Origin of the sequence: Candidatus Poriferisodalis sp. (assembly GCF_965208555.1) — a bacterium.
GTDB lineage: Bacteria > Actinomycetota > Acidimicrobiia > Acidimicrobiales > Poriferisodalaceae > Poriferisodalis.
Window position 1 is genome coordinate 1,488,761 of record NZ_OZ242342.1, and the last position, 16,811, is coordinate 1,505,571.

General features: G+C 65.9%; 14 protein-coding genes and 1 pseudogene. 11 read left to right on the forward strand and 4 right to left on the reverse strand.

Annotated features, from left to right (window positions below; all coding sequences use genetic code 11):
- Positions 1-79 precede the first annotated feature (79 nt).
- From ACOGXE_RS06895 to ACOGXE_RS06920, 6 genes are all read left to right on the forward strand, one after another.
- Positions 80-1,180, forward strand: a complete 1,101-nt coding sequence (locus ACOGXE_RS06895; protein ID WP_419933207.1) for a 3-oxoacyl-ACP synthase III family protein — start codon at positions 80-82, stop codon at positions 1,178-1,180.
- Entirely contained in the window at positions 1,177-1,965 is a 789-nt protein-coding gene (locus tag ACOGXE_RS06900; RefSeq protein WP_419933208.1) for a DUF1295 domain-containing protein, read from the forward strand. Before ACOGXE_RS06895 ends, ACOGXE_RS06900 begins: the two co-directional genes overlap by 4 nt.
- Positions 1,966-2,167: 202 nt before the next feature.
- Positions 2,168-3,703 (forward strand): fasciclin domain-containing protein, encoded by a 1,536-nt coding sequence (locus tag ACOGXE_RS06905; RefSeq protein ID WP_419933209.1) that lies wholly within the window; start codon positions 2,168-2,170, stop codon positions 3,701-3,703.
- Between the two features lie 3 nt (positions 3,704-3,706).
- Positions 3,707-4,138, forward strand: a complete 432-nt coding sequence (locus ACOGXE_RS06910) for a fasciclin domain-containing protein (protein WP_419933210.1) — start codon at positions 3,707-3,709, stop codon at positions 4,136-4,138.
- Positions 4,139-4,280: 142 nt separating this feature from the next.
- The gene (locus ACOGXE_RS06915) at positions 4,281-4,826 is read left to right on the forward strand and encodes an RNA polymerase sigma factor (protein ID WP_419933211.1); all 546 of its coding nucleotides are present in this window, start codon (positions 4,281-4,283) and stop codon (positions 4,824-4,826) included.
- Positions 4,819-5,463 (forward strand): anti-sigma factor, encoded by a 645-nt coding sequence (locus ACOGXE_RS06920; protein WP_419933212.1) that lies wholly within the window; start codon positions 4,819-4,821, stop codon positions 5,461-5,463. The genes ACOGXE_RS06915 and ACOGXE_RS06920 overlap by 8 nt, the downstream gene beginning before the upstream one ends.
- An 18-nt stretch (positions 5,464-5,481) precedes the next feature.
- On the opposite strand, the gene ACOGXE_RS06925 is transcribed toward ACOGXE_RS06920, so the two are convergent.
- A complete protein-coding gene (locus tag ACOGXE_RS06925; protein ID WP_419933213.1) occupies positions 5,482-6,771 on the reverse strand; it encodes a sodium:proton antiporter in 1,290 nt (429 codons plus the stop codon).
- Between the two features lie 185 nt (positions 6,772-6,956).
- On the opposite strand from ACOGXE_RS06925, the gene ACOGXE_RS06930 reads away from it, so the two are divergent.
- Complete coding sequence (locus tag ACOGXE_RS06930) at positions 6,957-8,672, forward strand: cation:proton antiporter (protein ID WP_419933214.1); 1,716 nt, start codon at positions 6,957-6,959, stop codon at positions 8,670-8,672.
- 338 nt (positions 8,673-9,010) lie between these two features.
- A complete protein-coding gene (locus ACOGXE_RS06935) occupies positions 9,011-10,621 on the forward strand; it encodes a SulP family inorganic anion transporter (RefSeq protein WP_419933215.1) in 1,611 nt (536 codons plus the stop codon).
- A 25-nt stretch (positions 10,622-10,646) separates the two neighbouring features.
- Here the strand turns inward: ACOGXE_RS06935 and ACOGXE_RS06940 are convergent, their stop codons facing one another.
- From ACOGXE_RS06940 to ACOGXE_RS06950, 3 genes and pseudogenes are all read right to left on the reverse strand, one after another.
- On the reverse strand, positions 10,647-12,812 hold the full coding sequence (locus ACOGXE_RS06940; protein WP_419933216.1) for a fibronectin type III domain-containing protein: 2,166 nt from the start codon (positions 12,810-12,812) through the stop codon (positions 10,647-10,649).
- A gap of 300 nt (positions 12,813-13,112) precedes the next feature.
- Complete coding sequence (locus ACOGXE_RS06945) at positions 13,113-13,634, reverse strand: HNH endonuclease (protein WP_419933548.1); 522 nt, start codon at positions 13,632-13,634, stop codon at positions 13,113-13,115.
- Positions 13,623-13,739 (reverse strand): annotated as a pseudogene (locus ACOGXE_RS06950) (topoisomerase DNA-binding C4 zinc finger domain-containing protein); the annotation flags it as partial. The gene ACOGXE_RS06945 and the pseudogene ACOGXE_RS06950, both read right to left, overlap by 12 nt.
- A gap of 173 nt (positions 13,740-13,912) precedes the next feature.
- Here ACOGXE_RS06950 and ACOGXE_RS06955 point away from each other — a divergent pair.
- The 3 genes from ACOGXE_RS06955 (at position 13,913) to ACOGXE_RS06965 (ending at position 16,554) form a co-directional block, all read left to right on the forward strand.
- Complete coding sequence (locus ACOGXE_RS06955) at positions 13,913-14,149, forward strand: hypothetical protein (protein ID WP_419933217.1); 237 nt, start codon at positions 13,913-13,915, stop codon at positions 14,147-14,149.
- 235 nt (positions 14,150-14,384) lie between these two features.
- Positions 14,385-14,561 (forward strand): hypothetical protein, encoded by a 177-nt coding sequence (locus ACOGXE_RS06960; RefSeq protein ID WP_419933218.1) that lies wholly within the window; start codon positions 14,385-14,387, stop codon positions 14,559-14,561.
- Positions 14,562-14,880: 319 nt separating this feature from the next.
- Entirely contained in the window at positions 14,881-16,554 is a 1,674-nt protein-coding gene (locus ACOGXE_RS06965) for an HNH endonuclease family protein (protein ID WP_419933219.1), read from the forward strand.
- The last annotated feature ends 257 nt before the right edge of the window (positions 16,555-16,811 follow it).

The following is a 16,811-nucleotide window of genomic DNA, read 5'->3' on the forward strand; positions in this document are numbered from 1 at the left end:
GCCCTTGCCGTGCTGCTGTTCATAATCCATGGCCGCCCGCGCTTGTGGCCGGACATTGCTGTCTTAGGCTCCGCTGTTCATGGCCGCAGTCATCACGGGGACTGGGATCGCGGCGCCGCCTCACGTAGTGAGCAATGAGGCGCTGACGCGCATCATGGACACGTCCGATGAGTGGATCCGCTCACGCACCGGTGTGGTGAGCCGTCGCTTCGTCGAGCCGGGCACAGCGGCGTCGGATCTGGGCGCCGAAGCGGCGACGGCGGCACTGGCCGATGCCGGGGTTGGAACGGCGGATGTGGATTCAGTGATCTGCGCCACTATGACGCCGGACCGCCAGAATCCGGGCATCGCGGGTGCGGTGCAGTACAAGTCGGGCATTGAGGGCGTGGCGACGCTCGATCTGCGCCAGCAGTGTGCCGGTTTCCTGTTCGGGTTGGATCTGGCCGACATGCTGATCGCAACCGACCGTGCTGACACGGTGCTGGTGGTGGGCGCCGAGGTGCATGCGGGCTACCTGCCGTGGGGCGACGCGTGGGACATCGTGCTCGGTCGCACCGACCGGCCCGTAACCGACGATGAGCGAGAACTGGCCAACCGCCACCGGGCTTGGAGTGTTCTGTTCGGCGACGGCGCCGGCGCCGCGGTCGTCCAACGACACGACTTGTCGGCGGCAGCAGGCGGGGGTCAACCCGTCGGGCTGCTGGCGTCGGTGCTGTACACGGACGGCGCCAATGCCGATCTCATCGAGGTGCCGGGGTTGGGCTCGCTGCACCGTCCCTATGCCGACGCTGCACAGATTGCCGAAGGCTTGCACCATCCCGCGATGAACGGCGGGGGTCTGTACAGGCTCGCAGTAGAGACGATGCCCGAAGCAGTGCTTGAGGTGCTGGCGCGGACCGGCCACGAGTTGGACGATCTCGATGTGGTGGTCGCGCATCAAGCCAACGAGCGGATCCTCGACGGTGTGCGCCAGAGGCTGGACGTCGACGGCTCCCTGGTGCCTTCCAACATCCATCGCTGGGGCAACACGACGGCAGGGACGCTGCCGATCCTGTTCCACGAGCTGCGCTCAGCCGGCCGTGTCGGACCCGGCTCGCTGGTCGCGTTCACCAGCTTCGGAGCCGGTGCGCACTGGGGCGCGATGCTGTACCGGGAGCCGGACCGCACCGCAGAGCTGTGATCTCGCTGGCGATCGCGGCTGCCGTTGCGGGAGTGCTGATGCTCGGCTGCTGGCTCGTGAGCCTGCGGCTTCGGGATGCCTCGATCGTGGACCCGATGTGGCCCGCGGTGTTCGTCGCTATCGCGTGGGGGCTGTGGCTCAGCTCAAACGAAGGCGGCGGACGCAAGCTGGTGCTGACTGCGATGGTCACTCTGTGGGGTCTGCGGCTCTGCATTCACCTGACGTTACGGAAACGAGGCGAGCCAGAGGACTACCGCTACACCGCCATGCGGAGCCGCTGGCAGCCCTTCGCGCTGTGGAGCTTGGCAATCGTGTTCGGTCTGCAGGCGCTGCTGGCGACGATCGTGTCGTTGCCCATTCAGGCCGTGCTGGGCGCCGAAGACAACTCGGCTGTGGGCTGGCTGGACTGGCTGGGCGGGGCCGTGTGGGCGTTCGGACTGATCTTCGAGTCGGTCGCCGACCGTCAGCTCGCCCGATTCCGCGCCACCCAGGCCCACCGCGGCGAGGTGATGGACCGAGGGCTGTGGCGCTACAGCCGCCACCCCAACTACTTCGGCGATTTCCTTGTCTGGTGGGGCATCTACCTGGTGGCCGGGGCAGCGGGCGCCTGGTGGACGATCATCGGGCCGGCAGTCATGACGGTGCTGCTGGTGCGCGTCTCGGGAGTCGCCCTGCTCGAACGCACCATCGGCGAACGGCGCCCTGGCTATGCCGACTACGCGGCCCGCACCAGCGCCTTCATCCCGCTGCCGCCCCGTCGAAGCTCAGGCAGCACCGCGCAGTAGCGACATCGCACGCCCACGCCGCAGCAGTCCCAGGCGCCGGTGTGCCGCCCGCGCAAGTCCGCTCCGCAGATTCCTGCTGCCGATCTGCAGATTGCTGCAACCGAACAGCCGGTCATTCCGTAATCACCTTCAAGCTCCCCCAACACTTGGAGAAAACACCATGACCGGAAGACTCCGCCGATCGTCTCGACTGTCGGCCGCATTGCTGGCACTGGTTCTGCTGGCGGCTGCGTGCGGCGCCGACGACAACGACGCTGACGCCCCCGCAGCCCCGACGGCAACCGCAGCGCCCACATCGGCAGGCGAAGCGCCGATGGCTGAAGAGGACATGAGCGCGGGCACCATCGTGGAAGTCGCAGTCGCCTCGGGCCAGTTCCCCACCCTCGTGGCTGCCGTGCAGGCCGCGGGTCTCGTCGAAGTGCTCAGCGGCGACGGCCCGTTCACGGTGCTCGCCCCCACCGAAGAAGCGTTCGCCGCAGCACTTGCCGCGCTGGACATGACCGCGGAGGACCTGCTCGCTGACACCGAACTGCTTACTGCGGTGCTCACCTACCACGTGCTCCCGCTGGAGGCCCCCGCCGAGGTCGTTGTGACTCTCGATGGTCAATCCGTCGCGACCGTGAACGGTGCAGAGATCGTCATTTCCGTGGACGGCGACACCGTCATGATCAACGACGCCACAGTCGTTGCGACCGACATCGCAGCCTCCAACGGCATCATCCATGTCATCGACACCGTTCTGGTCCCGCCCTCGGTGACCGGCGGAGCGTCAGCGGCCGCTACCGACCAGGAAACGATGGCTGAGGACGAGGCGGCGATCGCGGGCACGATCGTTGAGGTCGCCGTCTCCTCGGGCCAGTTCCCCACCCTGGTAGCGGCTGTGCAGGCCGCGGGTCTGGTCGACGTGCTCAGCGGGGAGGGTCCCTTCACCGTCCTTGCTCCGACCGAGGAGGCGTTCGCCGCAGCGCTCGCCGCGCTGGACATGGCGCCCGCAGAACTGCTCGCCAACACCGAGCTTCTCACCGCAGTGCTTACCTACCACGTGCTGCCGCTGGAGGCCCCCGCTGCGGCCGTGGCGACGCTCGACGGCCAGTTGGTTGCCACGGTCAACGGCGCGGAAGTCGCAGTCGCGGTGGACGGCAACACGGTGATGATCAACGACGCCACCGTCGTCGCCACCGACATCGCAGCGTCCAACGGCATCATCCATGTCATCGACACCGTATTGATCCCGCCCGCGGTGATCGAGACGCTGTCGTCCACTGCGCCGGAAGAAATGATGCCGGGAACGATCGTCGAGGTCGCAGTCTCGTCAGGCCAGTTCCCCACGCTGGTGGCTGCCGTGCAGGCCGCGGGTCTCGTTGAGGTGCTCAGCGGGGAGGGTCCCTTCACCGTCCTTGCTCCGACCGAGGAGGCGTTCGCCGCAGCGCTCGCCGCGCTGGACATCGCTCCCGCAGACCTGCTCGCCAACACCGAGCTTCTCACCGCAGTGCTCACCTACCACGTGCTCCCGCTCGAAGCGCCAGCCGAGGTTGTCGTGGGTCTCGACGGCCAATCCGTCGCGACGGTCAACGGCGAAGAGATCGCCATCTCCGTGGACGGCGACACCGTGATGATCAACGACGCCACCGTCGTCGCCACCGACATCGCCGCGTCCAACGGCATCATCCATGTCATCGACACCGTCTTGGTTCCGCCTTCGGTGATCGAGGCACTGTCGTCCGCGGCTCAGGAGTAGGTGATGGCGGACACGATTGTGGATGTCGCAGTCTCCTCGGGTGCGTTCCCGACGCTGGTGACTGCTGTGCAGGCTGCGGGTCTGGTCGAGGAGCTCAGCGGCGAGGGTCCTCTCACGGTCCTTGCTCCAACTGAGGAGGCGTTCGCCGCTGCACTGGACGATCTGGAGATGGCTCCCGCGGACGTGTTCGCCAACACCGAGCTGCTCACTGCGGTGCTCACCTACCACGTGCTCCCGCTCGAAGTGCCAGCCGAGGTAGTCGTAAGCCTCGATGGCCAGACCGTTCCGACGGTCAACGGCGCAGAGGTCGCGATAGCGGTGGTCGGCGACACCGTCATGATTAACGACGCAACCGTCGTCGCCACCGACATCGCGGCCTCCAACGGCATAATCCACGTCATCGACACCGTCCTGCTGCCTCCCTCCGGCGAGTAGGGCGTTCCCGGCTTCGGCGGGCGGGCAGTTGCGCTTATGCCCGCCCGCCGAGGCGCCGGATCGCACACCGCGGCCGGCACGCCGTCCATACGGGCGTCCGGACACCGCCGGGACGGCGAGACCGCTTCGGTACGATCTCATCGTGCAGCGCTCCGCGGACGAGACCGCCGAGGGTCTCGCCAAGTCGTTCGCTCGGGGCGAGGACGGGTCTCTCGAAGCCGTCTACCGGCAGTACGGCCATCTCGTCTACACGATGTGCCGCCGCACGCTCGACGAGAGTCGCGCTAGCGATGTCACCCAAGAGGTGTTCATCAGCGCATGGAAGGGCCACCAACGGTTCGACCCTGCCAAGGGCACTCTGGCGGGATGGCTGGTCACGATCACCAAGAACCGGATCATCGACAACATCCGTGCTGCGAAGCGGCACTCGGAGCGACGATCCGGCACCGACCTCGCAGACATCCCGACCGAGGCCGGGATCGAGCAAATCGCCGAACGAATGCTGATCTCAGAGACGCTGCGTCGCCTGCCTGAGGCAACCCGCCGGGTGATCGAGATGCACTACTTCGACGGCTCGACTCACAGTCAGATTGCGGAGGACACATCGCTGCCTATCGGCACCGTCAAGAGCACCATCCATCGCGGCCTCGCGAAGATCCGAGACCAGTTGGAGTCGGCTTATGAGTGACCGACCCGACCGCCGAGACGACGCCGACATCGAAGCGATGCTGCGCGACCTGACGCGCGAGGACCTCGAGCTGATCGAACCGCCCCCTGACGTGTGGGAGGGCATCAGCTCGACGCTGGGCAGGCCCGACGAGGCAGACGAGGTTGTCGTTCCGCTGGCGCCCCGCAGGCGACGGGCTTGGCGCATTGCGGTGCCCAGCGCGGCCGCAGCAGTCGCATTGGTGGTCGTCGGCATCGCGGCCTACGCCATTGCGGCAGACGACCCTGATGTCATCGCCAGCGCTGCGCTGGCCTATGACGCCGACGCATTTGATCCGCTCGGCGCCCAAGCGCACGCATCTGCCGATCTCATCGCGGAGGAGGGACTTCACCGCATCCAGCTCGTCGACGCGTCGCTGCCGAGCGCCGGACCCGGCGCCGATCTCGAAGCCTGGCTCATCGCACCCGACGACCAAGGCAACGTCGCCGACCTGGTGTCACTCGGCCTCGTGGACGATGCGGACCCGGGCAGCCTCGCAGTCCCTGTCGGCTACGACCCGTCGGTGTACTCGGTCGTCGACATCAGCGTCGAGCCCCGCGACGGGGACCCGTCCCACTCGGGGCGATCCATACTGCGCGGAGCCCTGCGAGCCCCATAACAGCCGGCACCGCTGCGCTCAGACCGTTACAGCCTGATCTTCGTGGCTGATCAGTCGCTTGACGATGATGATGAACACTCCGGTGAGGACCAAATTGAGCGCCAGCGAGAGCATTGCGACGGTCACGATCGGCCCGCCGATGCCGTAGCTGAGGCTGAGCACGAGCACCCCGGCGCCGACTTCGCCGCGAGGCCACATGCCCACCGCGATCGCCAGCCGGTGCTTCCAGTGGGCCTCCTTGCGGTAGCACACGACGGGGAACATCTTTCCGACGTTGATCAGGGCCGACAGCACCAGCACATGGGCCGCGATCGCTCCCCAGCTGATCGACGGCTGGCTGGCGGTGACCGTGTCGGCGTAGCGGCCCTCGAACTCGCCGCCTGCCAACGCGGGATCGTCGACTGAGGCGCCTGGAGCGGCTGCATGCAGCGCGGCGGGCGTCGGCTCGGGATGCTGTGCGTCGGCGCCCTCGAATATCTGCGGCAGGCTGAGGCCGACCAGCAGCATGAACACTGCCGCCACCCACGCCCCGGCGCGCCGCTCCGCCGGCCGTTCGAGAAGTTCATGCAGCTCGTCATGGGCGGCCATCGGAGCCGTGCGAGGCTGCGCGGGCTTCGGGCGTGCGACGCAGCCCAGCACGAACGCCGGCAGCAGCACCTCGATGTGGATCGGCACCGAAGGGTCGATCACCTTGGTGGCTGAGTACAGCACTTCGCTGACCGCCACCATCGCGGCTGCGTAGCCCAGCACCCATCCCCACGACACCGGCAATGCGACCCGATGCAAGAACACGTAGGCCAGCGCCAGCAGCACGGCCATGAGCACCACGATCAGCCCCAGTTGCCATGCCAGTCCGACGATCAGAATCTTCAACGGGATCATCAACAGCACCGTGTCGAGGTCGTCGAAGATCGCCAGGATGCGTACCTTGCGGAACATCCACGTTCCTGCGAGCCCCGCGGCGGCGAGCATGCTGAACAGCACGCCCGCTGAGGTCGGCGCCGCGAACCGGCCCGCCAGCAGTGTCTCGGTCCAGGCGTCGCCGCTGCCCCATAAATCTGAGGGCAGCATGACGAACACGAAGTACCCGGTGGCGAAGATCCAGGGGAATGTCGCCGCTGTGAACGCCACGAAGTAGTCCCACCCGTACTGACGCAGATTCGTCTTGTCGATGTGGAACTCGAAGCCGACGTGGATCATGATGAACGCCAGCCCGGTCATCGTGGCCACCCGGACGACGTTGGCGACCAGGTCGTGTGAGTCGCCGGCCAACTGCGGCAGCACCTGCGACAAGCCAAGCCCGATCACCAGCAAGACCGAAAAGGCGACAACTCTGCGCACGCCCAACCTCCCGCATCAGCGCCGGCACACGCCGACGACACACTCTTCGGGCGATCGTAGATACCCACCGCGGCGATTCTTGGTCAGGAGTCGACTTAGCTGACGTGGCCCGCGCTCAGCGCGGATAGGTCCGCACATAGCCTCGACAACGAGTGCCGATTCCTGAGTCTGTGCCGCCGCTGGTGGTCGAGCTGGCAGTGCTGCTGGTCGCGGGAACGCTGATCGCTGCACTGCTTGCTCGCGTGGGCGTTGTGCCAATTGTCGGATTCATGGCAGCCGGTGCGGTCATCGGACCCGGTGGTACGGGACTCATCGGCGACATCGACCTGGTGAACCAGTCAGCGGACATCGGGGTGATGCTGCTGCTGTTCACTCTCGGGATCGAATTCAGCCTGACGCGAGTGAGGCAGATGGCGTCGATCTTCTTGGCCGGTGGCGTCGTTCAGGTCGGGCTCGCTACCGGCATCGCCGCTGCCGTGGCGATGGCCTTCGGTGTCGGCTGGCGGATTGCTGTGTTCACCGGTCTGCTCGTCTCGCTATCGAGCACAGTGATTGTGCTCAACGTGCTGGCCGAGAAACAAGCGACTACATCACCGACTGGCAGCTTCTCCGTGGCGTTGCTGATCTTTCAGGACCTCGCCAGCGTCGCGATGGTGCTGGTGGTGCCCTCGCTGGGCGGGGAGTCGGGCAACTGGGCTGACATCGTCGTCGCATTGGCCACGGCCGGCGCGATCGTGGCGGCGGTGTTGCTCGTCTCGCGGACGGCGGTTCCGCGGCTGCTGCGGCTGGTAGAGCGTTCCCAGAGCAAGGAAGTGTTCTTGCTGGCAATCCTTGCAATCTGCTTCGGGACCGCCCTGTTGACGAGCTTGGCGGGCGTGTCGATCTTCCTGGGAGCGTTCCTGGCCGGGTTGATGGTCTCAGAAGGCCGTTCAGCGGCTCGTGCGATCGCGGATGTGATGCCCTTGCAGATCCTCTTTACGGCGATGTTCTTCGTGTCGATCGGGATGCTGTTCGACCCTGCGTACTTCGCGCGTAACGCGGTCTTGGTGATCGGCCTGGTGCTCAGCACAGTGGTCATCAAGCTGGTGTCGACAGCAGCCGCAGCGGCGATCATTCGCCAGCCGCGGCGCGTTGTGATCGCTTCAGCGGTAGTGCTCGCTCAGATCGGCGAGTTCTCCTTCGTCCTCGAACGCGTCGGCGAGAATGCCGGCGTCCTGCCGCTCGGCCTCACCGACGGCACCGACACGTTCATCGCCGTTGCGGTCCTGCTGATCGCGCTGAGTTCGTTCAGCGCACGCAGCAGCCGGATGTGGCCTCAGCATCGCAGCATCGTCAGCAGCGCGACGGCCGCAGCAGGCACCGGTCAAGATCTTGCCGAACAAGAACCGACGCGCGATCACGCAGTCGTGAACGGATTCGGACCGCGCGCCCGAGCCATCGCCGCTGCGTTCGAACTGGCCAAGATTCCCTACTCCTTGGTCTCGATCGATCCCCGCGCGCAAAGCTGGGCAGCCAGAACCGGGCGAAAGGTTCTCTATGGCGACATCTCTCGGCAGCTGATCGCTGAGCGAGCTGGACTCCGCAGAGCCCGCATTGCACTGGCCGTCGACAGCCAACCATCCGACGTCGCGCACTTCGCCCGTATTGCGCGTGAGCACAACCCGCAGATCATCGTCCTGGCGTGGGCTGTCAATCCAGACGACGCTGCAGATCTCGATGACGGCGGGCTCGTGAACCATGTCGTCACAGAGCGCCAAGCGGCGATCGACGCGCTCATCGCTCACACCTTGGGGTACTTCGGAGTACCCCAATCGCAGACCGAAACGGTGACACGCACCGTGTTGCACTGCAACGAGGTTCAACCCTGAGCGCCCTCAGGGGGGTTCGTCCAATCGGCACCGAAGCTCACGTACGCGCGACTTACGGGTTTGTGGCGCTTTCAGCTGACTGTCTTCCATTCATGGACAGGTCCGATGAGGTGGCCCGTTCGTGGCAGGGTGTTGACCCAGCTTGGGCTGGGTGCGTCGTGGCCGTGCTTGCGGTGGAGCCGTTTGACGACTCTGCGTCCTGCGCCGCCAGGGTTGGTGGACGGTGTCCTCCAACCAACATGGTCGTCGCAGACCGACGGATACAAACACGCTGGTCAACGCCCTCATTTGATCTGCGTTAGCGTCGTTCTTTTGTGAGCGGCGGGTGGCAGACCTAAATGAAGCTGCGCGCCGGCCTGACTGAGATCATCAGCGGCCTCACCTCTGCGATGGTTTCGCTGCCGCTCGCCATCGCGTATGGCGTCGCATCGGGCCTCGGAGCGCTCGCCGGCCTCTATGGCGCGATCGCTCTTGGCTTTCTTGCCGCCGTGACGGGCGGGACCCGCACCATGATCTCCGGCCCGACCGCACCGATGGCGGTGGTCGCGACGACGATCATCGCCAACAACGCGGCCAGCGTTGCCGAGTTCTTCACCATCGTGATGCTGGCCGGCGCGATCCAAGTGCTGCTGGGAGCGGCCCGGGTCGGCAGGTTTGTGGCCTATGCGCCGTATTCGGTCGTCTCAGGCTTCATGACCGGCATCGGCGTCATCGTGATCATCATGCAGACTCGGCCGCTGCTGGGTCTCAGCGTCGAGGGCGCAGGGGTCATTGCCACCATCGAGTCCTGGCCAGCCGACATCGGCCGCATCGAGTGGCAGGCGCTGCTGCTCGCCGCGGTTGCTCTAGGTGTCATGCTGGTGTGGCCTCGTTCGCTGCACCGCTATGTGCCCGCGATGTTCGCAGCGCTCTTGGTGGGGACGATTGTCGGGACTTGGTGGTTTGCCGACGCTCCCACGATCGGATCAGTGCCGACCGGCACGCTCCAACTGCACGCGCCACAGCTTTCGCTCAGCACACTGCTGCGCACAATTCCGCCCGCCGCCACCATCGCTCTCGTCGGCTCCATCGACACGCTGCTCACGGCTCGCATTGCAGAGTCGATGACCCGCGAGCCGCACAATCCGCACCGCGACCTGCTCGGCCAGGGTTTCGGCCATATCGCCACGGGCATCTTCGGCGGGCTCGCGGGTGGCGCCACCGTCTGCACCGTCGCGAACATTCGAGCAGGTGCTCGCACTCGCTTCTCCGCAGCGCTGTGCGCTGTGGTTCTACTCGCCCTCGTCGGCGGTCTCGGCGCGCACGTCCAATGGGTGCCCCATGCTGTGCTGGCCGCCGTCCTGATGCGAGTGGGTTTCGATTTCATCGACTGGCGCTTCCTGCGCTGCCTGCATCGAGTTCAGCGCGAACACCTTGTGATCATGGCGGTCACCCTGGTCCTCACGGTGCTGTTCGATCTCGTCACGGCCGTGACGATCGGGTTCGTCACGGCCGCACTGGCAGGCATGCGCCAGTTCGAGCGCCTCGAAATGGACCGAGTGATCTCCTCGCCGCTCCTCGACCGCACCTTCCTGGACGACGCCGACGCCACCTTCGAAGCCCGCAGCTGCCTGATCGCGCTGCGGGGTAGCTTCACCGTCGCCTCGGCGCATGCGCTCGGCCGCATCATCCGTCACGACATCGCAGACCACGACGTTCTCGTTCTGGACTTCGCTGCGACCGTCTACATCGATGACAGCGCCGCGCTCCTCATTGAGCATTTGGTCGACACCGCCGCCGAGCGCGACACGTTCACCGTCGTCGCAGCGCTCCACGGCGAACCGCTCAAAACCCTGAGCGGGCTCCGCGTCCTGCGGCACATCCCCGACGCGCACTTCGTCGACTCGCTCGAAGAAGCCCGCACGCTGACACGTGCACTGCTGGTCGGCGCACCTGACGCGAACGCCTGAGAAGGGATCGGACGGCGAAGTGCCGCTAGCTCTGCGGGCCGGGCCCGGGGAACGTGACGCTGTTGCGATTGGAGAGCATCGTGCCGTCAGCTGCGCAGATCGAGCCCGCCGCGGTGCAGTCCGCCGTGGCGGGCAGCACCACCTCCATCGGGCCACCGCCAGATGCCTGCACCGTAATCCTCCACCGCAAGTTTGATGGTGGGCTCCTGCGCTGGGCGCGCACCACCGTTCCGCCGGTCACCTCGAACGCGGAGTCGCGCAACGTGACGTAGCTCAGCGGGGTCTCCTCGCTGAACCGCAGCTCGAAGGTGATCTGCGAGCCGGCGCCCTGATGGGAGCCGATGCCGTCGGACGAGAACGTCGCGGTCAACGGCGTCCGCGGCGGTTCGGTCTGCTCCTCGGAGGTCTGCTCGTCGGGTGTCTGCTCGCCAGAGGCGTCCCCGGTAGGTCGCGAGAGTGTGACCGGGTAGATCGCCCCGAGATCGAACTTGATGCCAGGTTCTGTCCAGTACACCTTGTACTGGTCGCGGTCACCGGGAAGGCGCTCTCGCAGGAACCCAGCGACGCCGTCGCTGACCCGGAAGCTGTCGCCATTCACCGTGAGCACCCAGTCGGCGGGGATCACCTTGTCCCACGCGTAGAAGTCCAGCGCCCGGGTGTGCGACGTGCCGTCGCCGTTGAGACGACTGCCCCGATACCACGACAGGATGAGGAACTCATAGATCTCGCCATCCACCGTGGCCGATGTTGGATCCAAAGCGCCGAACTTGTTGCTCCCCGCGCCGCGATTCTGATAGCCGAGATAGCCGGTGTAGGAATTGTTGAGCCTGCCCACGGTCAGCTTGGAGTGCCAGATGGGCTCGGTGCCGGCCAGCAGCTCGTCGGCGCCGGTGACGCGCAGCGTTACCTCGTCGTCGACGTTCCAGCCGGGCGTGATGTCCTCCCACGCCCAGAAACGGCCGATCGGCACCATGTCCCCTTCGGGGTTCACCGCGTGGGCCGACGACAGCTGCGTGTCGCCGAACAGCAGCGTGAACGGCAGCTCTGGCTCGCCGGCAAGAGCCAGCGTCAACGAATCGGAGACCTCGCCGACATGGGGCAGGGTCACATCTCCCGGTGTGTGCATCACGAGTCGCACGTCTCCGTAGCTGCCGACATCGGCCGGGTCCGCCGCAGCGGTGGCCTCGAAGGCGCCCATGCCGCCGCCGCGCACTGCGAATCCCCGCACCACCGACCCGTTGTAGGTCATGGTGCCCACGGTCATGGTGCCCAGAACCACTCCGTCGTACGGCTCCGGTTCCGGTTCGGGCTCGGGTTCGGGCTCCGGTTCGGGCTCGGGCTCGGGTTCCGGCTCGGGTTCGGGTGGCAGGAGGTCCGCGGCCGTCGAGACGCGCTTGCTGTAGGTGAACGACCACGGCCCCGGCGACGCATTCCCGTAGCGGCTGCGGAGCCTGAACTTGTACACCCGCCCCTCTTCAAGACCGGTCAGATGCATGCGCTCGGTCGTGAGGATCAGCCGCCGCTCGTCTGAGAACTCCCGGTCATTGCGCTCCCAGTAGACCTCGTAGTCCGTAGGCGCTGGCTTGGACCTGCGCCACGTCACGACCAGCTCGCCTGCCGCGTCGCTGGACGACCGCACCCGACCGATCGCGCCGCCGCCCGACCCCACCGTCGCACGCGGACCCACCGCGCTGCCCTGGCCCAATGCGCCTCGCTGAGAAAACGACAGCACCAGCGCGGTGACCTCGTCAGACCACGGACCGGACCCGGCTGCGCCGTAGCGGGCTCGGACCATGAGCTTGTACGACTCGCCTTCCTCTAATCCTGTGAGCGTCGCTCTGTTCGCCGTCGGGAACACGTTGCCGGAGCCATCCGTCCACGTTTTGTAGGACTCGCCGACCTTCGCGAACATAACCCGGTAGTCGTCGGGCGCACGCTGGGGCGCCGTCCAGGTGACTGTCAGCTCCCCCGGCGTCTCGCTCAGCGCGGCCAGATCCGACACCTCATCGTCCTCGGCCGCCTGCGCGCCCACCGGAACCGCCAACGAGCCCATCAGCGCCGCAACCGCTGCGATGACCCACACGCGCCGGGTTCTCGGACGTTTCGACGACACGAATCGCTTCGCGCCGTTAGCAGGATGGCCGACGCCGATAGCGCGGCCGAAGCGGCCGGCCAGGTGTTCCCCACTCATCCGGGCCACGATGGCAAACACTACTCATTTCGGCAGCATGACCAGCACCTTTACGCGAAATCGCGTCAATCCGGTCCTCCAAGCTTGCGTGTGCCGGCCGCGAATACAGCACCTCAAGCAGATGCGAGAGGGCGCAGCCCGAAACCGGTTCAGCAGCTCAGACTGCTGAACTGGCCTACTGCGCGTCGACCGGACAGAGCGCACCGGACCGCATCGCGAGACCGCCGCCCGACCGCTCACGAACCCCCATCAGGAATGCTGTCGACGCCTTACGCGTTCATGGCATTCGCCGCTATGGAATCACCCCTGGACCGGTGGCGGCAGCATCAGCACTCGGTTGTCCTTGCTGTTGGCCACAACGAGCCGGGGCATGCTCGGGTGCCGCCACTCGCGGATGTCTGGTTTGTTGCCCTTGTACTTGTTGCACCGCGGGTGCGCGACCTGGAGGTTCTCCATGCCGTGCAGCACGCTCGTGTAGTAGGTGCCCTGACGGGCTTCGCCGTCGGCGGTGAGTTCGAACACGGCGAAACGTTTCGGCACGACATGCTCGACTTGCGCTCCGTCGAGCTTCATCTTGGCGCCGCACAGCCCGCAGCGCTCCCCGTCACGTATGTGCAGATAGTCGAGCACCTTGCGGCGGTGCTCAGGTTCCCAGCGGTCCTTTGCGTTCGGCTCGTCCAGTTCGAGGTTGAACCGCCAGATGCTGTCGATCGCGGCGACGGCTTTGCGCAGCAGCCCCTTCTGCGGCTCAGGCCGGGGGCTGCTGAACGGGCACGCCGAATCAACTTCATCCGCAGCAGGCTCGGGTTCCTCGATCGGCACGATCGATCGACACTTCGGGAACGTCGAGCAACCCCAGAATTCGTTACCGGCGTTGTCGCCCCGCTTAGCGACCCGTCGCACCATCTCCGCACCGCACTTCGGACATGACACCTCGGCAGCGTCTGAGGAGCCAGCTGGATCGGTGCGTTTCGATGTCATGCATCAACTCCTGACCGGCAGGAAATGTAGTTGCGAGCTTGCTCGCCGTCGGCGATCTCGATGCGTCGTGTTCGTGCCTCGCTAGGGCAACTCAGTGCATCACTGAAGGAACATGGAGTGTGATTTCAACTCCGGTCGAATTCGGCTCCGCTTGGATTCGCCGTGATGTGCTCGACACCATCGGCGACGACAAGCTCACCCTCTACTACGTGCGGCACCGGTTGTTCCCGATGGACAAGAACGGCTCAGCCGACCTCGCGGAAGGAGTGCTGTGGCGGCTTGTGGGTGCGGAAATGCTCGAAGCCGAGCAGGACGCCAAGGGAGAGCATTGGCGCTTCTGGCGTCCAAACGGCTGACGGTCGCCACAGCGGTCTAACGGCGCGGGCGAGGCTCGGGTCTAGCAACCTCCACCACTCGGGCGATCCGCCCGGGCGCATCGGGAATGCCCGTCCCGGCTCGCAGGACCGGTCGTCGTCGTCCGCTCGCGGCCTGTCGGGCTGAGCCGCGTGGTAACGCACCGCGGTACCACCCCTATTGCCTCGGTACACCCACCCTTGACGCCGACCGCGCTGCCATGCCTAGCGTTCGCGAATGCAACCGAACCACATCGAACCTAACCACGCGCTCGCGGTGCGAGCCGCTGGCAGCGTCATGGACTACGTGATGGACAGCAAACTCAGAATGCAATCGGGCGAAGTGCGCAAAGCCGCCGAACGCTGGTGCGACGCCTACGACACCGTGCTCGCCCACATCAACAAAAGTCGGTAACCGCAGCCACTCTCGGTCTACGGGCAAGCACGTAAGTCACTTCCGCGCGAGCAGCGAAATCTGCTGAAGCAAGTCAAGGCTTCCGGGATGCCCTCGGCCGAAATGGGCGAAATCGTCCCCACGGCTGGTTACCAGAGCTGCTGAGGCGTAGGGCACGCAATGATGACGGCCATCTTCGCGGCTCGTGCTGCCCTAGCGTTCGGCTCCGCTCGGCGTCTAGAGCGAAAGCGTTCATTGGGTGAGTTCGTCACAGGGCGTCCCTACGTTGGCCCCTGCTGGATTGTCCGCCACAGTTCGATTCAGAAATGAAGGTTCCAAGATGCGCAAGACACTGAAGCACACTGCGACGGCCGCCGCGATGCCACTTCTGGCCGCGATGCTCGTGGCGGTTTCTGGGACGCCCGCTGCGGCGTCCGCAGCGCTGATTCCGCCTGCATCCGTTCAGGGCGTTTGCGATTCGGACTCGGTGCCTTTGGTTGTGGCCTCGGATGTGGCAGCGCAGTCAGACATCTACTCCGCTGTCACCCTCGCCGGCGTGCTGGGCGATGCGTGCATTGTGCTCGCGGGTTCCCGCGGTGAGGCGATGTCCGGGGATCAGCAGGCCCGACTCGACGCTGCTGCGGCCGGCGGCTATGTGGTGGGTGGCCAAGCCGCGGTGCCTGACGGCAAGATCGCCGGTCGCACCATGGCGCGGCTCGGCGGCGCGGATCGCTGGGCCACCGCGCTGCTGGTCGGCGAGGAAGCTGCATATCCCGGCACCGCACCGACCACAACCGTCCCGTCAGCGGCGCAATTCATCCCTACACCCGGGTCGTCATCGGGCAGCGCAGCGACTCGTGTACGTGTGCCTCCGGCGTCTGGCCAGGGGGATTGCGATGTGGACTCGGTTCCTGTCGTGGTGGCATCGGACCTTGCTGCCCAATCCGACATCTACTCAGCAGTGACTCTCGCGGGGGTGCTTGGCGACGCGTGCATTGTGCTTGCGGGTCCACGTAGCGAGGACATGCCTGCCGAACAACAGACGCGCCTCGATGAGGCAGCCGAAGGCGGCTATGTCGTGGGCGGACTCGCTGCGGTGCCTGACGGCAAGATCGCCGGTCGCACCATGGCTCGGCTCGGCGGCACAGATCGCTGGGCCACAGCGCTGCTCGTCGGCGAGGAAGCCGCCGAACCGGGCAGCGCCCCGACCAAGACCATCGAAGCCGATGAGGACTCGCAGATTGAGCAGGTTGTCCGCCAGCTCAGCGAACTGACAGTCGCTGTGGAGAATCGGGGCGGCTACGACCGCGGCCTGTTCAAACACTGGGTAGATGCTGACGGGGACAGCTGCGACGCTCGACGCGAAGTGCTCATCGCAGAGGCCGTAGTCGCCCCGAGCGTCGGATCGGGTTGCTCGCTGTCAGGCGGCGAGTGGCTGAGCCGCTACGACGGCAAGACCACCAGCGGCAGCGGCAGCGCCTTCGATGTCGACCACCTCGTGCCGCTCGCCGAAGCATGGGAATCCGGCGCGAACGACTGGACTGCCGATCGCCGTGAGCAGTACGCCAACGACCTCGGCTACTCGAACAGTTTGATTGCCGTGTCTGCCAGCTCGAACCGTTCTAAGGGCGCCAAGGACCCCGCTGAGTGGCTGCCGCCCACCGAAGGCGTGCACTGCTGGTATGCCGCCGCATGGGTGCAGGTCAAGACCCGCTGGGGCCTCACCGTCGACCAGGCCGAGGCCAACAAGCTCGGAAGTGTTCTCGCCGGATGTAGCGACAGCGACCTCGGCAACCTGCCCCAAGCAGAGGCAGCACCGGACGCAGAGGCCGATGAATCAGAAGCCGTCGGCGACTGCCACCCCGCATACGAACCCTGCCTGCCCAACCTGCCCGGGGACGCGCTCAACTGCGGCGACCTCACCGCCGACCAGCGGCCCGTACGCGTCAAGGAAATCGGAGTCGACCCCTATCGGCTCGACCGCGACGGAGACGGATGGGGTTGCACCAGCTGAGCATCGACGACAGCGATTCCGTTCGCTGATCTGATGATGTGATCTTGGAGGACAGACTGGAATCATGAGTCGCAAGCGCAACCCGACTCAGAAGCGCGGCAACGACAGCCGACCGGCGAAAGCACGACAAGAACGGCGTGCCAGTGCGCAGCTAACGAAGTCCTCTAGCAGCGGCGGCGGAATCCAACACACTCAAGTGCTTCCTCGGTCATTCGAGTTTGTGGAGCCTGAGAGGGCTGTTGCTACCGCGGAGGTGC